Annotated in this window: 21 protein-coding genes and 1 tRNA gene; 1 reads left to right on the top strand and 21 read right to left on the bottom strand. The window is 35.4% G+C overall.

The window, feature by feature from the left end; translation table 11 throughout:
- Nucleotides 1-82: 82 nt before the first annotated feature.
- The 21 genes from sigE to BUC45_RS05710 all read right to left on the bottom strand — a co-directional run bounded on the left by sigE (nt 83) and on the right by BUC45_RS05710 (nt 23,125).
- Nucleotides 83-709, bottom strand: a complete 627-nt coding sequence (gene sigE / locus BUC45_RS05810) for an RNA polymerase sporulation sigma factor SigE (RefSeq protein WP_296970946.1) — start codon at nt 707-709, stop codon at nt 83-85.
- Between the two features lie 26 nt (nt 710-735).
- Entirely contained in the window at nt 736-1,635 is a 900-nt protein-coding gene (gene spoIIGA / locus BUC45_RS05805) for a sigma-E processing peptidase SpoIIGA (protein WP_296970945.1), read from the bottom strand.
- Between the two features lie 143 nt (nt 1,636-1,778).
- Nucleotides 1,779-2,831, bottom strand: coding sequence for a cell division protein FtsZ (gene ftsZ / locus BUC45_RS05800; protein ID WP_296970943.1), 1,053 nt, complete (start codon nt 2,829-2,831; stop codon nt 1,779-1,781).
- Nucleotides 2,832-2,849: 18 nt separating this feature from the next.
- Nucleotides 2,850-4,067 (bottom strand): cell division protein FtsA, encoded by a 1,218-nt coding sequence (gene ftsA / locus BUC45_RS05795; protein WP_296970941.1) that lies wholly within the window; start codon nt 4,065-4,067, stop codon nt 2,850-2,852.
- An 82-nt stretch (nt 4,068-4,149) separates the two neighbouring features.
- Entirely contained in the window at nt 4,150-4,497 is a 348-nt protein-coding gene (locus BUC45_RS05790) for a small basic family protein (protein WP_041591528.1), read from the bottom strand.
- 5 nt (nt 4,498-4,502) lie between these two features.
- Nucleotides 4,503-5,234, bottom strand: coding sequence for a DUF881 domain-containing protein (locus BUC45_RS05785; protein ID WP_296970939.1), 732 nt, complete (start codon nt 5,232-5,234; stop codon nt 4,503-4,505).
- A gap of 3 nt (nt 5,235-5,237) precedes the next feature.
- Nucleotides 5,238-6,038, bottom strand: a complete 801-nt coding sequence (locus BUC45_RS05780; RefSeq protein WP_296970937.1) for an FtsQ-type POTRA domain-containing protein — start codon at nt 6,036-6,038, stop codon at nt 5,238-5,240.
- Between the two features lie 103 nt (nt 6,039-6,141).
- The gene (murA, locus tag BUC45_RS05775; RefSeq protein WP_296970936.1) at nt 6,142-7,398 is read right to left on the bottom strand and encodes a UDP-N-acetylglucosamine 1-carboxyvinyltransferase; all 1,257 of its coding nucleotides are present in this window, start codon (nt 7,396-7,398) and stop codon (nt 6,142-6,144) included.
- A gap of 5 nt (nt 7,399-7,403) precedes the next feature.
- Complete coding sequence (gene murC / locus BUC45_RS05770) at nt 7,404-8,810, bottom strand: UDP-N-acetylmuramate--L-alanine ligase (protein ID WP_296970935.1); 1,407 nt, start codon at nt 8,808-8,810, stop codon at nt 7,404-7,406.
- 133 nt (nt 8,811-8,943) lie between these two features.
- Entirely contained in the window at nt 8,944-10,068 is a 1,125-nt protein-coding gene (gene murG, locus BUC45_RS05765; protein WP_296970933.1) for an undecaprenyldiphospho-muramoylpentapeptide beta-N-acetylglucosaminyltransferase, read from the bottom strand.
- A 1-nt stretch (nt 10,069) separates the two neighbouring features.
- The gene (gene spoVE, locus BUC45_RS05760; protein ID WP_366749803.1) at nt 10,070-11,173 is read right to left on the bottom strand and encodes a stage V sporulation protein E; all 1,104 of its coding nucleotides are present in this window, start codon (nt 11,171-11,173) and stop codon (nt 10,070-10,072) included.
- Between the two features lie 7 nt (nt 11,174-11,180).
- Nucleotides 11,181-12,536 (bottom strand): UDP-N-acetylmuramoyl-L-alanine--D-glutamate ligase, encoded by a 1,356-nt coding sequence (murD, locus tag BUC45_RS05755; RefSeq protein WP_296970931.1) that lies wholly within the window; start codon nt 12,534-12,536, stop codon nt 11,181-11,183.
- A gap of 53 nt (nt 12,537-12,589) precedes the next feature.
- Nucleotides 12,590-13,549 carry a phospho-N-acetylmuramoyl-pentapeptide-transferase gene (mraY, locus tag BUC45_RS05750; protein ID WP_296970930.1) on the bottom strand — a complete coding sequence of 320 codons (960 nt, stop codon included), beginning with the start codon at nt 13,547-13,549 and terminating at the stop codon, nt 12,590-12,592.
- A 1-nt stretch (nt 13,550) separates the two neighbouring features.
- Complete coding sequence (murF, locus tag BUC45_RS05745) at nt 13,551-14,939, bottom strand: UDP-N-acetylmuramoyl-tripeptide--D-alanyl-D-alanine ligase (protein ID WP_296970929.1); 1,389 nt, start codon at nt 14,937-14,939, stop codon at nt 13,551-13,553.
- Entirely contained in the window at nt 14,920-16,386 is a 1,467-nt protein-coding gene (locus BUC45_RS05740; RefSeq protein ID WP_296970928.1) for a UDP-N-acetylmuramoyl-L-alanyl-D-glutamate--2,6-diaminopimelate ligase, read from the bottom strand. The genes murF and BUC45_RS05740 overlap by 20 nt, the downstream gene beginning before the upstream one ends.
- Before the next feature lie 43 nt (nt 16,387-16,429).
- Complete coding sequence (locus BUC45_RS05735) at nt 16,430-18,511, bottom strand: stage V sporulation protein D (protein ID WP_296970927.1); 2,082 nt, start codon at nt 18,509-18,511, stop codon at nt 16,430-16,432.
- A gap of 19 nt (nt 18,512-18,530) precedes the next feature.
- The gene (gene ftsL / locus BUC45_RS05730; protein ID WP_296970925.1) at nt 18,531-18,908 is read right to left on the bottom strand and encodes a cell division protein FtsL; all 378 of its coding nucleotides are present in this window, start codon (nt 18,906-18,908) and stop codon (nt 18,531-18,533) included.
- Nucleotides 18,909-18,915: 7 nt separating this feature from the next.
- Nucleotides 18,916-19,863 (bottom strand): 16S rRNA (cytosine(1402)-N(4))-methyltransferase RsmH, encoded by a 948-nt coding sequence (rsmH, locus tag BUC45_RS05725; protein WP_296970923.1) that lies wholly within the window; start codon nt 19,861-19,863, stop codon nt 18,916-18,918.
- A gap of 12 nt (nt 19,864-19,875) precedes the next feature.
- Entirely contained in the window at nt 19,876-20,304 is a 429-nt protein-coding gene (gene mraZ / locus BUC45_RS05720) for a division/cell wall cluster transcriptional repressor MraZ (RefSeq protein ID WP_213975806.1), read from the bottom strand.
- 263 nt (nt 20,305-20,567) lie between these two features.
- A complete protein-coding gene (locus BUC45_RS05715) occupies nt 20,568-21,839 on the bottom strand; it encodes a pitrilysin family protein (protein WP_296970922.1) in 1,272 nt (423 codons plus the stop codon).
- Nucleotides 21,840-21,856: 17 nt separating this feature from the next.
- Nucleotides 21,857-23,125 (bottom strand): pitrilysin family protein, encoded by a 1,269-nt coding sequence (locus BUC45_RS05710; protein ID WP_296970920.1) that lies wholly within the window; start codon nt 23,123-23,125, stop codon nt 21,857-21,859.
- Nucleotides 23,126-23,301: 176 nt separating this feature from the next.
- Between BUC45_RS05710 and BUC45_RS05705 the strand changes: the two genes are divergently transcribed.
- A tRNA-Pro gene (locus tag BUC45_RS05705) sits at nt 23,302-23,378 on the top strand.

Raw genomic sequence — 23,378 nt, 5'->3', positions numbered from 1 at the left:
TTCTTCTGTATATTGTTTTCTTGTCATTTAAGTTAACCCCCTGCTTTTATACTATCATATACAAAGATTTTCTCCAAGTTGGTTAGGGGGCTATAGAGTTTTCGACACCACCATTCAAACCAAAACGAAGTTTTATTATACATCGTTCTCTTTGTGATAACCTTTTCATAGCAGTATAAAGTAATTCTCTATCAACTTCATCCTCGATATATTTATAAATCATGTCATTATCTGTTCCTAATATATCAGATAATAACAGCTCATTGCCATCCCAATCGATATTAAGTGGTTCGTCAAAAGATACTTCCATTCTAGTCTTATTATTTCTCCTCAAATACATCAATATTTCATTTTCAATGCATTTTGAAGCATATGTAGCAAGTTTGATTTTTTTATTTGGGTCAAATGTATTAATTGCTTTTATGAGTCCTATGGTTCCGATAGAAATCAAATCTTCTATACATATACCAGTATTTTCAAATTTTCGAGCAATATAAACTACCAGACGTAGGTTTCGCTCAATTAAAACTGTCTTAACAGTTTGATCTCCCATTTGCAGCTTTTTTAGATAAAAAACTTCTTCATCACTTGTAAGCGGAGGAGGTAAGGTTTCGCTGCCTCCAATGTAATAGATAACTGACTTCTTTAATATTCCCAATTTTTTTAATAAGGTTATCAGTTCTGTTTTGATTTTAATAAACTTTATCATAATTTCCCCTCCATACTATTTTTCATTCAATTTATGAGGACAGGATTTAATAAAGCTCTGTAAGTTCCTTCTTGTGAAAGAGTTTTTTGATATATACCTATTATCGCATCCTTAGTCGTCAAAATTTTTTTATTGTATTTTATGGTCACTGAATCAGGTTTAAAACCTAACATTAAACCTTTATTTCTTCCAATGCTTTCAAAAGGTATTACTCTAAATCTATTAGCCCATTTTGAGTTAGCTGCCAGTTTACTGATAGCTTCGAGATTTCCTTCCATACCTTCTTCAAACATAACATCTAAATCCATACTGAAAATACTTTTAACAGCACTAAGTTCTACAATAATAACCGGATAATTTGATATCGGATCAAAAAGATCATTGCCTGTATCAATCAAGGCAGTAACTTCCGTAGATTTTTCATCTAAAACAATGGTTATAAGAACTAGTAAAGCATCTTTAGCTAATATCCTATATATGATAGGCCATATATATTTTAAAAATACAAACACTGTAAATGCAGAAATAAGTAATATCCACCAAGGAACTGAAATACTATTAAATATAATGGTATTAATTAGAGAACTTTCTTTGAGATTTAACAAAAAAAAGAATGCCAACACACCTCCGCCCATCATAAATGATATAATATATAAAAAACTAATGGTTTTTAAAAAGTCCCTGATATTTTTCGTAGAAAAACTTAAAAAAACCATAGCAATTGATAATATGATTTTGGAGGGCAGCTTTGTTAAGAATGCAAATTTTGGATATACCATTCCTATCAAAAATATGCAACCTAGCATTGCACCCAAAAATAATCTATAATATACTTTTTCCTTATTCAAAATCAAGGCAACAAGGTATAATATTACATAATTCATAATTAGATTTATAATTAAAACAACATCAAAGTAAAGAATCATGTGTCCACCTCTTAAAAAGACCAGCCTATAAAAAATTTATATGCATTTCTTTTATCCATTATGATTATTTTAACATCATGTCTATTAAAAAAATGTCACTTCTTGATTTATTGCATAAAAAAAAAGAGCGCTTTTTTGCGCTCCTATCTTTTTCTGTTCTTCCTCAAAAATGCAGGAATTTCAAGGTCCTCGTCCATAAAGTGCCCAACTTCGAATTCTTCTATTTCTAAAGGCTTTTCTTTTAACGTTTCAAAACCTGTCGCAATGACTGTGATTCTTATTTCATCCTGTAGTTTTTCATCGATAACTGCTCCAAATATTATATTGGCTTCCGGGTCAGCAACTGATGATATGAGTTCGGCAGCCTCATTAACTTCAAGTAAACCAAGATTTGCTCCTCCGGTAATGTTCAGTAGTACACCTTTGGCGCCGTCTATGGATGTTTCCAGTAAAGGACTTGATATGGCTTGTTTTGCAGCTTCAATAGCTCGGCTCTCTCCGGAGCCTTTACCGATTCCCATATGAGCTAAACCCGTGCTCAACATTATCGTCCTTACATCGGCAAAATCTAAATTAATCAAGCCTGGCACAGCGATTAAATCAGAAATACCTTGAACTCCTTGTCTAAGTATGTCATCCGCCATTTTAAAAGCATCAATCATTGAAGTCTTCTTTTCTGCTATTGATAAAAGCCTATCATTGGGGATAGTAATTAAAGTATCAACATTATTCTTTATATCACTTATTCCTAGTTCTGCGTTGGCCATTCGCTTTTTGCCTTCAAATGAGAAAGGTTTTGTTACTACACCAACTGTCAATATGCCGAGATTTTTAGATATCTCAGCAATCACTGGTGCAGCACCGGTTCCGGTTCCTCCGCCCATTCCTGCAGTAATGAAAATCATATCGGCACCACCAAGAGCTTCTTCAACTATATCCTTACTCTCCTCTGCCGCTTTTTTGCCAATTTCCGGATTGGCTCCTGCACCAAGGCCTTTAGTGAGTTTCTCACCTATTTGTATCTTTTTGTCGGCTTTGGATAAATAAAGAGCCTGGGCATCAGTATTAACCGAAATAAACTCTACTCCCTTCAGGCCTGCATCTATCATTCGATTTATTGCATTATTACCACCGCCACCAATTCCTATTACTTTGATATTCGCGAATTGTTCCATCTCAACATCAAAATCTAACACGTTAATACCTCCCAAACTTTAAAAATACTCTCTTAATATTCTCTTTACTCTTTCTAAAAATCCGTAAGCCGATCTTTCTTTCGTAGCTGAACTTAAATCAAAAGCCCTATGTTTTATAAGATAATTAAGTAAACCTAAAGCTATTGTAAAAGTCTGATCTCTGTCATAGGAATCAGTAGTTCCTAATCTAACAGGCAAATTCAGCAATTGTTGAGACATTTCCAAAGCCCCTTTTATATGTACCAAGCCTCCTCCGGTAAAAACAATACCGGCAGGCAACATAGCTTTAAGATCAAAACCTTTTATGCTTTTAATGATATAAGATAAAATCTCTTGAACACGAGGTTCCACAACTGCGGTTAAATCTTTCTGTGAAATTTTTCTTGAAAAAGAATCTCCTAAACTCTGAATTTCTATATCAGGTTTGTCAGATGCCATATATGACAATGCACACGCATATTTACACTTAATCTCTTCAGCGTAAGAATATGGTAATCGTAGGCCAATAGCTATATCATTTGTAATAAGGTCTCCACCTATAGGAATCATATCATAAGCAGTTATACAGCCTTCTTGAAAAGCAGCAATTTCAGTGGTACCAGCACCTACATCTACTAATACTACCCCCATATCCATTTCGTCTTCCGTAAGCAGCATTTCGGCTGCCGCCAAAGGTCTTAGAATCATGGATTCCACAGATAAACCAGCCCTTTGCACACAGCGGACAATATTTTGTATTGCAGTCAAAAGACCTAAAACAATGCACGCTGAAACCTCCAGCCTTGTTCCCGCCATACCCACAGGATCTTTTATGCCATCACATCCGTCTACAATAAACTCTCGTGGTATTACATCTATAATTTCTCTGTCATAGGGTATAGCCATTATTTTCGCAGCTTGAATTACTCTTTCTACATCTTGAGGTGTTATTTCACTTTCATTTCTGGGAATAGCAACAACCCCACGATTTGTCAAGAGCGAAATATTACCTCCTGATAGTCCTACAGCTACATGGCTTATTTTTGTATTTGACATTTGTTCTGCGATATTAACGGCCTTTAGTATACTTTGAACCACTAAATCAATATTAATCACTACACCTTTTTTGATTCCTGAAGCTTCAGAAATGCCATATCCTAAAATATCTATATCGCCTGAACTAGTTATTTCCCCTACCATGCAGCATGTTTTAGATGTTCCAAGGTCCAAACTAGCTATGATGTTGCTCTTTCCCAAATTTACACCTCCCCTTCCCTCTCGGGCAGGTTACTTTAATTATTAAAAGTTCTATATGCAAACCAAATTTTCCTTTTTATTTTTAATTATTTTTAGAAAATAATCTTTTAATTATGCTGCGGCGTATAATCGCAAGATTTTGGAATATCCTTACACCAAAAGCAAAAATCGCAGCAAGATACAACTGTATCCCCAGTCGGTCTCCAAAATAAGCTAAAAATCCTGCCATAAGAGTGTTGATAAAAAAACCCGATACAAATATACTAGTGTCAAAATTATCTTCCTCCATCGCCTTTATACCGCCAAGGACCGAATCTAAAGCAGCTAGGATTGAAATCGAAACATAAGGTGCATATATAACAGGTACCGAAATAGGCAATTTAAAACCAACCAGTAAACCCAAGGCAAAACCTATAAACGGATATATCATCATGTTTACATTTCACCTGCCTTAACAGGTTCGAAATATTTAAACTGAATCGGCCCGGTATAAGCCGGCATGTCAATTTTATCCTGCTTTTTTATATTTATTTGTATCCCAAAAACCTGTAGCGATTCGATAACTCCCCCTCGCATTTTAAGGGAAGTTTCTAGTATATCAGGATCACCTATAGCTTGAATAATAAAAGGCGGTGCAAGTTTTACTGAATTAATAATAATGGTGGGCCCTACACATCTTATTTCACTATTGGTTATAATCCGTTGCCCGTTTACTGAAATCGCTTCTGCACCTGCTGCAAACAACTCATTAATTACTTTTAAAAGATCCTCATCATGAATTAAAAACAAGTTTGGATCTTCACCGGGTTGTCGTGGCAAATTGCTATCATCGAGAGTAATAATTACGCCTTGTCCAGTTCCTGCCGTTAGTCCTGCTAACATTCGAACTTTTTCTAATTCCTTTTTCATAGCTTCAGTCAAACTGCTTGTTTTAGAGGCCGCATTTTCATACTCAGCAAGTCTATTTCTAAGTTCTAATAGTTCCTTTTTATACATATCCCGTTCCTCTGTAACAGTTTTTAATTGTGTAGACAGTTCTTGAGCTCTTTGAAGAGAAATTGTCGCACCACCGCTTATTTGGACACTTCTAAATTGAGCTACAAGCAACATACCTAATATGAAGCAGACGACTGATATGGCAAAATGTGCTTTAGTAGTATCTTTCATAACTTATTCCTTCTCCTCCTCAGGTTCTATATGAAAGGGTTTAAAAATTGGTGTATTATGACTTATGTCTAATAAACCTGTTCCCATACCTTTCTTTCTTACATCTTGTAGCAAGGTCTGCAGAATCGTTATTTTTTTATCATTAAATTCACCTAAAAAAACTTGGTATCCATCCAAAGTATATAAATAAAAGTTCGTTTTGTGATTTTCATCAACCACAATATTAATTTCCGAAAGCTCTTGTAATATTGGTTTTAAGGATTCAATCAGACCAAGCAATACTTTAAAATGAACTGTATTTTCTTCTAACAGCGGTTTTTCTGCAACCTTTGCCTTAACTACTTTAAGGCCAGTTACTATTGGAACTGAATAATTTTCAAGCTTTGATGCCAGCTTTACAATGAAGCCGTTAGAATCTATTAATACAAAACCATCCAAGTAATTTAATGCAGCTGAAATCTCTCTTTCCTTGACTTCGATAATAAGAGTATGTGGAAGTTTGTATTTTACGATAACATCCTCAATAGGAATTGTCGCTTGTATAGCTTCTTTTAGTTCCTTAGGTTTAACAGTTAATAAGTTCATACCAATGTAATAATCGATTGACTTTAATATTTCCTCATTGGATATATTCTTATTACCTTTCACTTTAATATCTTCTATAGCGAAAAAAGAGCTGGATGCTACTAGTATCAATGTTATTATACATAAAAAACTAATCGGCAACAATAGTCTTTTATAGTTGACTTTCCTTTTTATTCTATTATGATAAGTGTTATATCTGACTTGATTTCGTTCGTACATAACGACCACTTGTCCTTTTTTTCAATAGAAAATAATATTTACCGCAAACAAAAAGAATGTTTTTGCAGTAAATTATATTACATTGCAAATATTTACGATTTATTTAGTTTTTTTTGACAATTTTGGCACCTAAAGACGATAAGTTGCCTTCTATGTTTTCATATCCTCGTTCTATATGGCATACACCTTCCACATATGTTTCTCCTTCTGCAGCTAAAGCAGCTATTATAAGTGCTGCACCTGCACGAAGATCTTTTGCTTCCACCATGGCACCGGTAAGTTTGTCAACCCCTTTGATTATTGCAGTGTTACCGTTTATGGAGATATTTGCTCCCATTCTTCTGAGCTCCTGTGCATGTTTAAATCTATTTTCAAAAACAGTTTCCACAAAAATCGATGTGCCTTCTACTGTTGACAAAAGAGCCATCATCGGTGCTTGCATATCTGTGGGAAAACCCGGATACGGCAATGTTCTCAAGCTGTCTAGCGAATTTAATGGCTTATTTACATATAACTCAATTACACCATTGCTGCAATTTATCATACAGCCCATTTCTCTCAATTTAGCCAAAATAGGTTCCACGTGTTCGGCAATAACATTTGTGAGCCAGATATGGCCATTCGTGATGGCCGCTGCTACAAGATATGTTCCGGCAGCAATTCTATCGGGAATTATTGTGTAATCATCTACCTGCTGCAAATCGTCGATTTTACATCCTTCTATTTTTATAGTATCGGTACCTGCACCTTTTATGTTTGCTCCCATTCGGTTTAAAAAATTTTGTAAATCTACGATTTCCGGTTCTTTTGCCACATTTCTTATTATAGTAGTTCCTTGTGCAAGTACTCCTGCCAACATTATATTCTCCGTAGCCCCCACACTTGGAAAATCAAGGTGAATATCCGCACCCCTTAGCTTATCGGTTTTTGCATAAATAAAGCCATGACCTTCACCAAATTCCACACCCATCTGAGCAAGACCTTTTAGATGCAAGTCAATTGGCCTAGGTCCTATTTCGCATCCGCCGGGGTATGAAACCTTAGCCTTACCAAATCTCCCCAGCAAGGCACCCATAAGAACTATAGATGAACGCATTTCTCTCATTAGGTGTTCGGGAACATCAGAACAGTTAACATTTCCAGAATCAACTACCATTAGATTATTATCTCTAATTATATCAGCACCAAGATATGACAAAATTTCAGTCATTACCGCAATATCTTTAATTTTTGGCACATCTCTAATTGTATTTTTTCGTCCATTTAATATGCTTGCGGCTAATATTGGGAGACTGGAGTTTTTTGAACCTTGAACCCTTATTTTCCCATAAAGAGTTTCTCCGCCCTTTATAATATACATCCCGCTTAATTCACCTCCCGAAATTCACCAATTACCTCCTTCGGGCAAGCTTCTAACTTATCTGCAATATTATAGGCAATCTTATTTATATCTCCCGCCCCTATAGTTAAAATATAATCTCCCGGCATAGCTCTATCAAGTATATAGTCCGCAATATCTTCTTTATTCTCTATAAATACAACATTTTTCTCATTTCTTTTCAACGAATCGATTATAAGTGCAGAAGATACCCCTTTTATCGGCTGTTCACCGGCACTATAAATGCTGGTAATTATTACCTCATCTGCATCTATAAATGCAGCTCCAAATTCTTCTGCCAACAATTGAGTTCTGGTATACCTATGAGGTTGGAAAATTGCATAGATTTTTTTAGGATTACAGTTTCTAGCAGCTCTCAGCGTAGCTTTTATTTCTGTGGGATGATGTGCATAATCATCGATAACTTTTATCCCTCTGATATCACTGATGATTTGAAACCTTCGCTGTACCCCTCGAAATGTTTTTATTGCTTCAATCATACCTTCCATATCAATACCTATGCGATTTCCTACGGCTATAGCAGTGGTTGCATTAAGTATATTATGAAGGCCGGGTACATGTAATTCGACTTTGCCCAATAATTTTTCTCTAAAACATACGTCAAAATGTGTTATTAATCCATTCATTTTAACATTTTTCGCCATAAAATCCGACGGATAATTAATTCCAACGGTATAATACTCTTTATTGGTTTCTTTTACCAATTCCTGAACGTGCTTATTATCATTACCAAAAATAATAAATCCGTCTTTGTTCACATTATCTATAAATTTTTTAAATGCTTTCTTCATCGAATTCATATTTTTGTAATAATCCATATGATCGTTTTCTATATTTGTAATAACTGCTATATGTGGATGTAGTTTCATGAAAGAGCCATCACTTTCATCAGCTTCAGCTACCAAATACTCTCCTTTTCCCAAAGTGGCATTTCCACCTATATCATTCAATTCTCCGCCTATTATGACAGTAGGATCGAATCCATTTTTTTCCATTATTAATGAAATCATCGAAGTAGTTGTTGTTTTCCCATGAGCTCCGGTTATGGCAATTCCTTTTTTAGGAGTCATCAATAAGCTCAGCATATCGGCTCGATGTATTACGGGAATATTGGATTCAATAGCTCTTATATATTCCGGATTTGCCTTTGGTATGGCAGATGATACAACTACTATATCAGCTCCTTCAACATTTGAGGCGTTATGACCAATAAAGACCCGGGCGCCGGCATCTCTAAGTCGAATTAAGGCTTCTGATACTTTTAAATCGGAACCTGAAACGGTATATCCCATATTCATCAAAATTTTTGCTATACCACTCATGCCTGTGCCGCCAATTCCGATAAAATGAATTCGATTACTATTTCCTGTCAAATCATTCGCTCCTTCCATGAGACCAAACAATTATTATATATAATATATTATGCAAAAAAAATTAAGGTGTTACTATCATAGCACTTGTACAAATTTATATTAACATACTGTATAACTTAAGTAAATATTTCACTTACTTTACCAATTTCACTATCTCGGCTAAAATCTTTTCAAGTGCATCCTCTCTTGCTAAGTTCTTGCTAGCTGCCGCCATCTGATGTAAACGTTTTTGGTCAAAAATAATATTACTAATTGTGTCAAGAAGCTTTTCCCCTGAAAGACTTGCTTCAGAAATAACTATAGCAGCACCGTTTTCCTCCATAAACTTAGCGTTGAAATCCTGGTGACGGTTAGCTGCTGTAGGAAGTGGGATTAAAATTGCCGGTTTGCCACATGCATTCAATTCTGATATGCTAAGCGCTCCTGCTCTTGAAATAACTAAATCAGCAACAGCATAAGCGTCTTGCATCTCATGAATATATGGCCTTATAATAATGTGCCCTAACTTACTTAAATCTATCCCTTTATTTGCTAACAAGTCTATTGTCTTTTTATAATGATTTATTCCTGTGATATGTATCAGTTGAAATCGTTTTGTATCTTTAATTTCGTTAATAATATAAAGAATAGCATCATTTAAGCGCGCGGCTCCCTGACTGCCTCCAAAACAGAGTACTGTAGGAATATTTAATAGTAATCCAAACTTTTTTAAAGCTTGGGAGCGTATACTTTTAGTAATTTCGTTTCGTACTGGATTTCCTGTTAGCACTGTCTTATTTTTGGGAAAATACTTCAGCGAATCCGGAAAACTGATAAAAACTTTCTCAACAAACTTAGATAAAATTCTATTTGTTATACCCGGTGTAACGTTTTGTTCGTGAATAGCGGTATGAACTCCCATAAGTGAGGCAAAAAACACTATAGGACCAGCTACATATCCTCCTGTTCCAATAACTATATCCGGTTTTTCCTTCTTTATTATTTTAACTGAATCTATAGCACTAAGTGCCAACTCCTTAATGGATATAATTGTATCAAAAGATAGTTTTCTTTGAAAACCTTTTACTCTTATAGTTTTTAATGCGAATCCGGCTTTTTTAACCAATTCTTTTTCAAGACCTCTGTTTGTTCCTATAAAAAGAATATCAGAATCCGGGAATTCCTGTTTCAATCCTGTTGCAATAGCTATTGCAGGATAAATATGCCCGCCTGTACCACCACCTGCTAAGATAATTTTCTTATTTTTTTTGGGGGGCATCTCACTTAACCTCCGTATATTTGGAAATATTTAATAAAATACCTACCTGTGATAAAGTAATAGTCAATGACGAGCCGCCATAACTTATAAAGGGCAGTGGCATTCCTGTCACAGGCACTGAAGCCGTTACGACAGCTATATTTATTAAAAACTGTAAGGTTATAAGCGTAGTTATGCCTGTTGCCATCAATTTCCCAAACATATCCGGAGCTGCTATAGCTGTTCTGTAGCCTCTCCAAATGAAAAACATGAAAAACAATATTACAAAAGCTGCTCCTAAAAAGCCTAATTCTTCACCTATAACCGAAAATATAAAATCTGTTTGTGGCTCTGGGAGATAAAAAAATTTTTGCCTGCTTCTGCCAAGACCTACCCCAATTAAGCCTCCTGAACCCAGTGCGTATAAGGACTGTATGATATGATATCCTCCATCGCTGGGATTCTTCCATGGATCTAAAAATGAAAGAAGTCTTTTAAGTCTGTAAGGTTTCTTAACTATTAGCACTAGTGCCAAAGCGGAACCTACAATCCCCAAACTTGCCATGTGTATAATTCTAGCCCCTGCGACAAACAGCATTACAAGTGTCGTCATCCCTATAAGCACTGCCGCACTTAGATGAGGTTCCTTAAGAATTAAACCACATACACATCCCATTACTATTAGAAATGGGAGAATACCTATAAAAAAAGATTTAATTTTATCCCCTTTCCTTTCCAAGCCACAAGAAAGATATATAATCATGCCCAGTTTTGCAATTTCCGAGGGCTGCAACGTTAAATTTCCTACGCCAATCCAGCGCCGTGCATCATTGACTATTTTGCCAATTCCAGGAATGAGAACTAAGACTAATAATAAAATCATAACAAAAACGATTGGTTTTTCATACTGCTTTATCTTCCAATAGTCATAATTCATAAAAAAAATCATTGCAATAAATCCTAGAACAGACCAAATCAACTGACGCTTTAAAAAATAGAAACTGTCATTAAAATAGTAATACGCCCTTACGCTGCTGGAACTAAAAACCATTATCATTCCAAAACATGTTAAAACTAAAGCTGCAAAAAGTATAGCAAAATCAGGCGGCTTTCGGGACATACGCATCGCTCCTTCACCTCTTCAAAGAGTGCACTGTTTCTTTAAAAATCTGTCCCCTCTCCTCAAAGCTTTCAAACATATCCCAACTAGCACAAGCTGGTGATAAAAGTACTGCATCACCTGCTGTGGCTGCATTATAAGCAAACTTTACAGCCTCTTGCAAAGAGTTGGCTCTTTTAATGTCAAAAAAACCGTGTTTTTTAGCAGTATCTTCTATAATAGAAGCCGTATCACCTATTAAAATAAGTTTTTTAACTTTTCCTTTAAACGTTTTTACAAAATCACTATAATCACTCTTTTTGTCATATCCGCCAGCTATGAGCACAATAGGTTCTTCTAACGCCTCAATAGCCTTTTGAGCTGCATCTGGATTTGTAGCTTTAGAATCATTAATAAACTTTATACCATTAATATTTGCCACAAATTCTAAGCGATGCTCAACGCCGCGAAAATCCTTCATCGTCTCTGCCATATTATTTAAATTAATCCTTGTTATCCAAGCAACACAAGCAGCTGCCAAAGCATTTTCTAAGTTATGGCTGCCTTTAATACCTAATTCTTCGGCTTTAAGCACAGGGTATATCTTACCGTTATCTCTTATTACTATTACACCATTTTTTACATACGCCCCTCGTTCGAGCTCTTCTTTCCGGCTAAAAAACAAAACTTTCGGTTTAGCTTTTTTTGCGAAGGCTCTTACAATAGGATCATCATAATTTAATACGGCATAATCCCCTTCTGTTTGATTCTCAAGTATTCTTGCTTTTGCTTCTATGTATTTTTCAAAGGTTTTATGTCTGTTTAAATGATCTTTAGTGATATTTAATATTACGCTTATCTTAGGTCTGAAATGCATAATATTTTCTAATTGAAAACTACTGACCTCTACCACTAAATAATCTTTGTCTTCAGCTTTTTCCACTTCTCTTATCAGTGGTATTCCAATATTTCCAGCTAAAATAATGTTCTTTTCTCCATTTTTTAGTATTTCACCTATTAATGTTGTCGTTGTCGTTTTGCCATTTGTTCCGGTAACGGCAATTATTGGGGCTTTAGCAAACCAGTAACCCAGCTCTAATTCACTGATAATTGGGATATTGCGTTTCTTCGCTTCTTTTAAAATTTCTAAATCGCTGGGAACTCCCGGGCTTAACACAATAAGATCGCATTGGTTTAAAAGTGTCAATGGATGGCCGCCAAAGACCAGTTGAATACCCATGGATTCCAAGAAACCCATATCTTTAAATTTTTCTCTGGGCTTTATATCGCTAGCAGTTACTGTTGTTCCAAGATTTGCAAGTTCCATTGCCGCAGCAATTCCACTTCGCGCCAGCCCTAATATCAGCACGTTTTTCCCCTTAAGTTCCACAAAGTATTTCCCCTTTCTTTTTTAAGTATTGTATGATACAAAATAACTCATAATTACACCTTATATATCAGAAAACCTATGATTCCCATAATAAAGGTAATTAGCCAGAAAGTATGAACCACTTTGCGCTCACTCCATCCACATAACTCGAAATGATGGTGAATGGGACTCATTTTAAATATTCTCTTTCCTGTTATTTTGAAAAAGACAACCTGCAAAATAACTGATAGGGTTTCAATTACAAATATCATGCCAAAAATAGCAAGATAAAAATGGCTGCGAGATAAGACAGCAATTGATGCTATGGCACCACCTAGGCCAAGTGATCCGGTATCTCCCATGAAAACCTTGGCCGGATAATGATTAAATAATAAAAATCCAAGACATGCACCAGTTATGGCTGCACTGAATATAGCTAAGTCTGAATAATCATTTATAATCAAAAAAACTGTATAAAAAAAACTTACAATAGCAACTATACCCGAAACCAGTCCATCTAAACCATCTGTTAGATTTACACTATTTACTGTACCAATAATAACAAAGATTATAGTTATTGGAATATAAAATAAACCAAGATTAATCATCTTTGGATAAAAAGGCAGTAAAATTTCTGTAGGTCTGCTATAATTAATAAACACGTATAAGACCAGACCAACAGAAAATATTAGCTGAAATAAAAGTTTTTGATTTGCTCTAAGGCCCAAAGACCTTTTTTTGGTTATTTTTATAAAATCATCGGCAAAACCAATAAGACCAAATCCTATCATTGAAATAATCGCCACAAATGTATCAAATGAAAAACCAGTAAAAAGCAGTGTTGTCAATGCAATAGCCGGAATAAAAATAATACCTCCCATGGTTGGTGTTCCCATTTTCTTTAAATGGCGTTGAGGACCATCGGCTCTAACTGTTTGTCCGAATTTAAGTTTCTGCAATATAGGGATTAATAATAATCCTAAAGCTGCTGTCATAACATAAGAAACTATGGCTGTATAAAACTCAATGTGCAATTCATGACCCCCTGACCAATGTCTGCGTGATTTGTTCCATTTTCATACCTCTGGATGCTTTTATTAAAATTATATCACAATCATCGACAAGTTTTTTTACTTCTCCGACTGCCTCTCTAACTGTTAAAAAGGTATGAATACATCGACTGTCCAGATGACCTTGCAGAGCTCCCTTTTTAAAACTTTGAGCATAATTTCCTACAGCAATAAATATATCTGCCCTTTCAGCCGCATACTTACCAATTTCAAAATGAGCTTTTTCTGATAAATCCCCTAGTTCCAACATATCTCCCAATATTACGGCTCTTTTCTTGCCATGACTACATTGCTGCAAAAAATCAAGAGCCGCTTTCATAGAGTCGGGGTTAGCATTATATGCATCATCAATGATATCAGCTCCAAAATAAGATTTTTTAAGCTGAAGTCTCATCTCAGGTAATTTTAAATTTAAAAGCCCCTGCTGTATTTCATCCCTTGTAAGGCCCATTTCAAAGCCAACGGCTATAGCGGCTAAGGCATTATTAACATTGTGAATTCCAGGTAATAAAGCCTTAAATGTCATTTCACCATAGCAGCCATATATATCAAACTCTAATTCATTTGTGCTGTTGGATTTTATATTCCTTGCTTTTACATCTCCACGTTCTTGTCCAAAAAATACCGTTTTAGGGACAATGGTTTTTCGTGCATCCCATAATTCCTGACAATCGCCGTTTAAAACAGCTAAATCATTTTCCCCTAAAGGTTCAAGAATTTCCATCTTAGCCCGAGCTATATTTTGTTTGCTTCCGAGTTTTTCTATATGTGCAGTGCCTATATTCGTAATAACGGCAATCTTAGGTCTTACTATGCTTGCCATACGGCTTATCTCCCCAAGAGCACTCATCCCTAATTCAACTACCCCCACCTGATAACCTTCCTCTAGCTTAAAAATAGTCAACGGCAAACCTATTTCATTATTAAGATTTCCCAAGGTCTTTAAAACTTTAAACCTCATCTTTAATATTTCGGCAGTCATCTCTTTAGTAGTAGTTTTGCCCACACTGCCAGTAATCGCAACAAAAGGAATATCAAAAAGCCTTCGATAATATGCTGCAAGACTCAATAAAGCCGACTGTGGATTATCTACAAAAATAATATCTTTAATTGGTAAATTATCGACTTTACTTCTTTTATCTTTACCGCAAAGAGTCGCAACAGCACCTTTTTCAAAGGCTCGTTTTATAAAATCATGACCGTCAAAATTAGGGCCCGTCAAAGGCACAAATAAGTCTCCCTTATTGATTGTTCTAGAGTCAGTAGAGATCCCCGTTATTTGTTTGTTAAATTGATTACCTAAATACTCTCCATTAGTAGATTTAATAACTTCTTTAATAGTTAGTGCCCTCATTTAAATAACCCCTCTTGCTAAAATACTCTCTTACAACCTCTCTATCATCAAAATGGATAGTCTTATCACCAAATATTTGATAAGTTTCATGGCCCTTGCCGGCTATTAAAACAGCATCACCCTTTTTAGCTATGGAAATGGCTTTCTTTATAGCCTCTGAACGATCAGTAATTTTTTCATAATTATCTCCGATGATTCCGCTTTCTATTTGCTCGATTATAGCCTCGGGCTTTTCACTCCTAGGGTTGTCCGAAGTTATAATTGTATAATCGGAAAGCTCTGAGGATATTTTACCCATAATAGGCCTTTTACCCTTATCTCTGTCGCCTCCACAGCCAAAAACTGTAATTACTTTTCCTGTGCAAAATTCTCTAATTGTTAATAAAACATTCTTCAAACCATCGGGTTTATGCGCATAATCCACTATTACAATAATCCCTTGATTGTTTTCAACAAGTTCAAACCTGCCAGGAACTCCCTTTGCTTTTTTTAGAGCATTTATTAAGCCATCTATTGGAAAACCTAAAGCCACTCCTGCAGTTATAGCTGCCAAGGAGTTATAGACATTAAATAATCCTGGTGTAGAATAAAAGACAGGATAGGTTTTATCTCTGAAAACCAAATCATACGAAACTCCATTAGCTGTTATCCGAATATTTTCAGCCCTTAAATCAGCTTTTTTATCTAGACCATAGGTCCATCTAGGAATATTAATAATGTTTAATAATCTTTTGCCGCTCTCGTCATCAATATTTATCACAGCTTGCTTTGACTGACTAAAGAGTTTTTTCTTTGAATTAAAATAATCTTCAAAGGTCTTATGAAAATCTAAATGATCTTGGGTCAAATTAGTAAAAACTCCTACATCGAATTTTATTCCTTCCACTCGATGTAGTTTTAAGGAATGTGAGGATACTTCCATTGCTAAATATTTAATGTTTTCTTCTACCATTTTAGAAAAAAGCTGATTTAATTCTAAGGATTCAGGCGTAGTATGAGATGTAGGTATCTTTCGATCATTTAATACATTCCCGATTGTTCCAATTATGCCTGTACAAATACCGATATCTTTTAACATCTCGCTAATTAAATATGTTACAGTAGTCTTACCGCTGGTACCTGTAACACCGATTAACTTCAATTTATCAGCAGGATACTCATAAAACCATGCGGAGCTTAAAGCCAGAGCCTTTCGACTGTCTTTAACCCTTATATACAGTTTTTCACCAAGATCTAAGTCTTTTTCTCCAATTACGGCACTGGCGCCACGCTCAAGAGCTTCGAAAATGAAATCATGTCCGTCATAATTAAAGCCTGGAATAGCTACAAAAATTGCTCCATTTTTTATTTTTTTTGAGTTATAGTCAATAGACTCAATCGGCACGTCAATATAGCCTTTTATTGATATTATATCCGGAAGAATCTGTATTAGTTCTCGTGCATTCAATAGTAATCCCTCTTTTTTACCAATTCGATTATTACATGTAAATCTACATATTTGGTGTCTGAGAAAATTCAACTTTTACCGTAGTCCCAAGACTAACTCCTATGCCTGGTAGAGGGTTTTGCTTAACGGCATAACCGCTCCCGGCTATCTCAATATTTAAACCAATAGCGTTAATTATATCGGTTGCCTCTTTAACAGTTCTACCTTTTAAATCAGGTATTGTCACTGGGTCCTTGTTTGTACGTGAATCAGACACTTTTAGTATTACTGTGGAATCCTTTTTGACTTCAACACCTGGCAATGGCACTTGTTCTGTCACTACATAACCTTCTCCTTCAACTCTAGGTGACAACCCCTTTTGAATCAATATCTTCTTAGCATCTTCTATAAAAAGATTGCGTAAATCAGGCACCTCAACATTTTCGCTATCTTCAACCTGAGGAATTTTCGGTTTTACACCCAAGTAATTCAATGAGTCAGCCATCACTTTCTGGAAAACAGGACCTGCGATAGTTCCGCCATAAATCAGACCGCCTGACGGCTCATCAATAATAACCAAGATAGCCAATTTTGGATCATCGCAAGGTGCAAATCCTGCATAAGACACCACATATTTTCCAGGAGAATATTTTTCTGCGGTGCCAGTCTTGCCTCCCACCCTATATCCTTCTATCTTACCTTTCCCACCGGTACCATTAGTAACAACACTTTCTAGAATCATTTTCATTTCTTGTGCAGTATCGTAAGATATAACTTGTCGCAAAGGTTCAAAGGAAAACTCTTGGACAATTTTCCCATCTTTATCCGTAACTGCTTTAGCCACATGAGGTTGAACCATTTTACCATCATTAGCCACAGTTGCAAAAGCTGAAATAAGCTGAATAGGCGTCACTGAAATTCCTTGTCCGAAGGAAATAGTAGCCAGCTCCACAGGACCGACTTTTGATGGATCAATAAGGCCACGCGCTTCTCCTGGCAAATCTATCCCTGTAGTTTCACCAAAACCAAAACCTTTTATGTATTTCATAAATCGGTCTTTTCCGAGTTTCATCGCCACATCAACAAAGCCCGGATTACATGAATTTTCAACTATTTGAATAAAGGTTTGACTTCCATGACCTCCATGATACCAGCACCCTATTCTCACACCGGAAACCATGATATATCCCGGATCGTAAAACTTATCCTCGAGGTGAACTACTCCTTCCTCCAAAGCGGCTGAAGCAGTAACGATTTTAAAAGTTGACCCCGGTTCATAAGCATCAGATATGGCTACATTTCGCCATAGTTGCTGCGAAAATTCACTATATATATTGGGATCATAATCAGGTTTATTGGTCATGGCCAGTATTTCACCGCTTTTAGGATCCATTACAATGATTGTGCCTCTTTTAGCTTTATGCTCTGCTAAAGCTTTTTCCAACTCTCGTTCTGCAATATGCTGAATGATTTTATCTATTGTTAGAACCAGATTCAATCCATCTTCCGGCGGTACGTACTTATCTATACCATAGGGAAGTTTTCTGCTTAAGGCATCCTTTTCAGATACGATCCTACCGGGATTGCCCTTAAGGTATTTCTCATAAATCAATTCTACCCCATCAAGGCCTTGACTGTCTATTCCAGTAAAACCTAAAACATGAGAGCAAAGATTTCTTTCAGGATAAAATCTCTTATTTTCCTTGGTAAAATATATCCCTCTTAAATTTAGATTCCTTATTGCTTCTGATTCTTCATCAGTTATTTTGCGTTTTATATATATAGCACCTTTTTTTTCGGTTTTAGCTTCAATTAAAGTCTTTTCTAACTTTTTTGGGTCGATATCCAGCACATCGGACAGCAAAGCTGCCGTTTTTTCTATATCTTCAATATCCGGAGGACTTGCTACGACAGTATCAACTGTAGCACTGATAGCAAGAGGATTATTATTTCTATCACATATGTCGCCCCTTTTAGGCTCAATAGGTACATCACTTGTCCATTGGCCTAATGCTCGGTTTTTCAATTCTTCGCCCTGGACAAATTGTATCCAGAAGACACGTCCTAGTAAAGCAAAACTAAGAACCAATGAAAATAAAAGGAGTATAACCAATCTCCTTTTAATGACAATTTGAGGAACCGTCATTTTCTATTCACCCACACAATTAATCAACATTAAGGTAAATTATTTGTTGATTTTCAGGCTCTTTCATATTTAATTTGCTTTTTGCAATATCTTCAATTCTTGCAACCGATTTCAAATTAGCTATCTCTACTTTTAGGTGCTCGTTTTGTAATTCTATTTCTTTGATTTCCGACTGCAATTTGTCAATTCGATATTGGCTTTCAGTAATTACGGCAAATCTGTATAATGGCAAAAAAGCCAAAAGAGCAACACATAAGAGCCTGATTATGTACTTTACTTTGTAATTTGAGCTGGATTTTCTTTCCTGTTGTCTTGTATTTTGACGATAGACTTCATGTTGATTTTGATAAAAATTTCCTCTTTGTAAATCTCTTTCAGCTACTACCACTTTATTCACCCTTCCCTTATTTTAGAACAGGAAGCCTTTGAGCCACTCTAAGCTTAGCACTACGGGCTCGCGGATTTAATTTAATCTCCTCTTTTGATGGGTATATTGGTTTTGATGTTAATATTTTTAGAACCCTTGTGTGATTACATGTACAAATCAAAGCTTCTTTAGGACATATACAGTCCGTGGCCAATAATTTAAAAGCATTTTTAACTATTCGGTCTTCTAGTGAGTGAAAGGTTATAACACAAATCCTGCCACCCGGCTTTAAAAGCTCAACTGCATCCTTTATGCTTGAGTCTAAAATTTCAAGTTCTTTGTTGACATAAATGCGAAGTGCTTGAAATGTCTTGCGAGCTGGGTGTCCACCTTTTCGCCTAGCCCTGGCTGGTATGGCATTTTTTATAATTTCAACTAATTCACCCGTAGTAGTTATCTCTTTTCGGCAACGTGCCTCACATATAAAATCAGCTATACGTCCTGCCCAAGATTCCTCTCCGTATTCACTAATTATCTGTTTCAACTCATCTCTGGACATATTATTGACAACATCTTTAGCACTTAAAGTTTTTCGCTGATCCATCCTCATATCAAGTGGAGCGTCCTTGTTATACGAAAAGCCCCTTGCTCCTTCATCAAATTGATATGAGGATACACCAAGATCAAATAGTATTCCATCTATTTCGGTTAACTTATTTTCTTTTATTATTTTTTTTAAATTATAAAAATTGTCGTGTATAAGACGTATATCACAGGAAAACTTAGAAAAAATTTCCTTTGCGTTTGAAATTGCTACTTCGTCCTGATCTATGCCAATAAAAGTTCCTTGATATTCAGCCTTTTTTAGAAGCTCACGAAAATGTCCTCCTCCTCCCAGCGTAGCATCAACATACACGCCACCAGGCTTAGGGTCTAACATTTCTATCGTCTTATGTAAAAGTATTGGTACATGATGATATTCCATGCCTTGCATCTCCTATATACCTAAATCCAATTTTTCAGCAATATCTTCATAAGACAAGGCAGCTTTTGCATTATAAGATTCCCACTGCTCCTGACTCCATATTTCAACGCGGTTTGACACGCCTAAAACAACCACGTCTTTATCAATATGGGCATGTTCCCTAAGCTGCATAGGAATCAAAATCCTGCCCTGCTTATCCATTTCAGCTTCTACAGCACCTGCGAAAAAAAACCTTATGAAAGCTCTAGCATCTTTTTGGGTAAACGGAAGGGCTTTTAACTTCTGTTCCAGCACTGTCCACTCACTATTAGGATAAACAAATAAACATGAATCTAAACCCTTGGTCAAAACAAAGCTTTGCCCAAGCATTTCGCGGAATTTGGATGGAATTATTAACCTACCCTTTTGATCCAAGGAATGCTGGAACTGACCCATGAACATGGTTTTCACTCCACTTTGCCATTATTCATACCACTTCTCACCACTTTAACCCACTTAAACTATTCTATGAATGTTAAAGAATTCCTTCTTTTGATAACAAAATAACAAAAAAATATCCCGCCTTTTTTACACCATAAAAAGCGAGCACATCGCAATTACTCAAAAATAGTTTGATGTGCTCGCTTTTTGTTGTATTAAAACCGTAATCTTATATTATATTTTGTAGAATAACAGCCAAAATAAAACCTATTTCCTTTATTAGCTTATTTGGGCATTACTATAGAAACTGCATGTTTGGAAAGATCAAAGAAACTATTTAGACGCTTTGTAACATCTTCTAAAGTAATATCTTGTAATACGTTCATATAGTCAAAAATATTGATGTTTTTATGATGATAAGATACAAATGCAGCAGCAATGAATTCTAATGAGTTAAAATTCTGGATGAATTCACCCATACATTTCTTTTTTACCCTTTCGAAATCCTCAGAGTCAATACCGGTTTTTATACTGTGAGAAATACTTTTAATAAGCTCTTTGTGAAGTTTATCGGGATCTCTCGTTTCACCGCCTATGGTACAAAAACCATAATCTTTTTGCCCTTCATAATTGAAACTAAATCTATTATCAATCAAGCCTTCTTCATATAACTTTTCATAAAACTCTGAACTTCGACCTAAAATAATTTCTAACAGGATTTCTGTAGTTATTTCTTTCTTCAAAAGTGGTAAGCCATCATATCCTACATCAACGTCTTTAAAACCCATTAAAAACAAAGGTTCTACTACATCTAGGCAGACCGTATGAGTGGATTTATGGACAGTAGTAGGTTCTTCTGGATAAATCCTTTTTATGTCGCCTTGAGGATACAAGGCTTTTATATGTTCATCTTTTTCTACTAATTTAAAAACCATTTCGGGTTCTATACAGCCAATAACAAATAAAACCATATTACTTGGATGGTAAAACGTATTATAACATTTATAAAGGGTGCCCACATCTATTTTTTGTATAGATTCTACTGTCCCTCCAATATCTATTCTAACAGGGTGGTTATGATATAGGCATTTTAAAAGATTTAACAAAACCTGCCATTCGGGTTCATCTTCGTACATGCGGAGTTCTTGAGCTATAATTCCCTTTTCTTTTTCTACGCTAGCTTCAGTAAAATATGGCGTTTCTACAAATTCCAATAGAAGTTTCAGATTTTCCTCAAAATATGATGTTGCGGAAAAAAGATATGTCGTATTAGTATAATTTGTAAAGGCATTTGATGATGCTCCCAACTCAGAAAACTTATCAAAAACATTTCCATACTCCATTTCAAACATCTTATGCTCCAAGAAATGGGCTATACCTTCCGGAACTTTTAGATGTTCACCGGTACCAGGTACTATAAACTCACTGTCTATAGACCCATAACGAGTCGAATACATGGCAAATATCTTATTATAATCTTTTTTTGGCATAACATATGCCTGAAGACCGTTTTTTAGGCGTTTTGAAAAAAGACTTTCTCCTAAATATGTATCCATTATTTACCACCTTTCGCTTACTTTTTATTCAAAAAAAATACAGTATCTAAACTTATTTTTTGTGCCACATTTATTACATCCTCTTTAGTTACCTTATGCAATTTTTCAATAATCTCTTCCGTAGTTTCTTGTACTCCATTTATAATACTGTCCAAATACAGGCTTATAATCATAGATGGGTTATCTGCGGCTTCCTTGAAAGAGTTTGTAAGGCTCTTTATTGTGCTGTCAAACTCGTAATCAGATATTTTGCCCTTGCATATATCATCTAACTGCTGGTTTATTATATCTAATACCCTGTCTTTGTTGTTAAATTCTATTCCAGAACTTATCAGCATTAAGCCTTTGTTTTTTTCGAGTCTTGAAAATGCATAGTATGCAAGACTTTCTTTTTCTCGTACATTTTGGAAAAGCTTCGAGTGGGTTCCTCCACCGAGAATTCCATTGTATACCATTAGAGCATAATAATCTTGGTCACCATACCTGGTGTTAGTCCTAAATCCCATAGCCAGTTTACCTTGATTAACATCTTGCTTTTCTTCGATATATTTGGGTTCTTCTATGGTTTTAGGAGTAAACTTTGTTTCGACTTGTTTAATCTCTTTTCTTTCAAATGAAAATGTATCTTCAATTATCTGTTCAATTTCTTGCTCATTTACATCTCCTAATACTATCAAGTCTATAGGACAATGAGAAATGCAATCTCTATAATAGCCATATAAATTCCTATTATCGATAAAATTCAAATCTTCCACATTGCCATACCTATAAATACTAAAAGCTTCATCTTTACACATTTCTTGAAAACATCTTTCAATTACATAATTAAACTTATCATTATACAATGACTCTATATTTCTTTTTAACACATCTTTCTCTTGTGTTACATAATCTTTCTTAAAACCATCTTCTTCCATCACCGGATTTAGTATCATATCTCTAAAAGCTGTCAAGCCCTTTCTTAGTATATCTTTCTCATTTACATATTTAGTATTTATCGCTTCCATAAAAAATTGTAAAATCTGTGTTTCCCCACGCTTGAGTATATCCCCACCCATACTAGTACCGTATAAATTTTCAAGAAACAAACTTAGACTTCTTGAAGTAGGAAAATTTTTATTACCCCTTTTTAGTACAAATGGCAGGAGCGCAGTTTTTGTAGCAGTTTCCCTTGCCAACTCTTGATGGATGAATAAACAAAACGTAGTTGTTTTAAACTTTGAAGTAGAATGGACATATATATTCATGCCATTCTTTAAAGTTTTTTGTCTAAAAGTATTTTTCACTGCACCGACCTCCTTGATTTTATCTGGCATAAATTATCTTCTCCCTTTTCAACAAAATTCCTGCTTTTATTTTATATTGTCCCACATTATGGTAAGTATACAGAAAATTGAATTTCTACATTAAAAATAAAAAAAGGGTTTGAAATAAAAAGTTAATTATAGTATAATAGGTGCATCGGGGCGTAGCGCAGTTTGGTAGCGCGTTCGGTTCGGGTCCGAAAGGCCGTGGGTTCAAATCCCGCCGCCCCGACCA

Source organism: Tepidanaerobacter sp. EBM-38 (assembly GCA_001896545.1).
Taxonomy (GTDB): Bacteria; Bacillota; Thermosediminibacteria; order Thermosediminibacterales; family Tepidanaerobacteraceae; genus Tepidanaerobacter.
The sequence above is the reverse complement of the archived record's forward strand: the minus strand, read 5'-3'. Positions and strand labels throughout refer to the sequence as shown.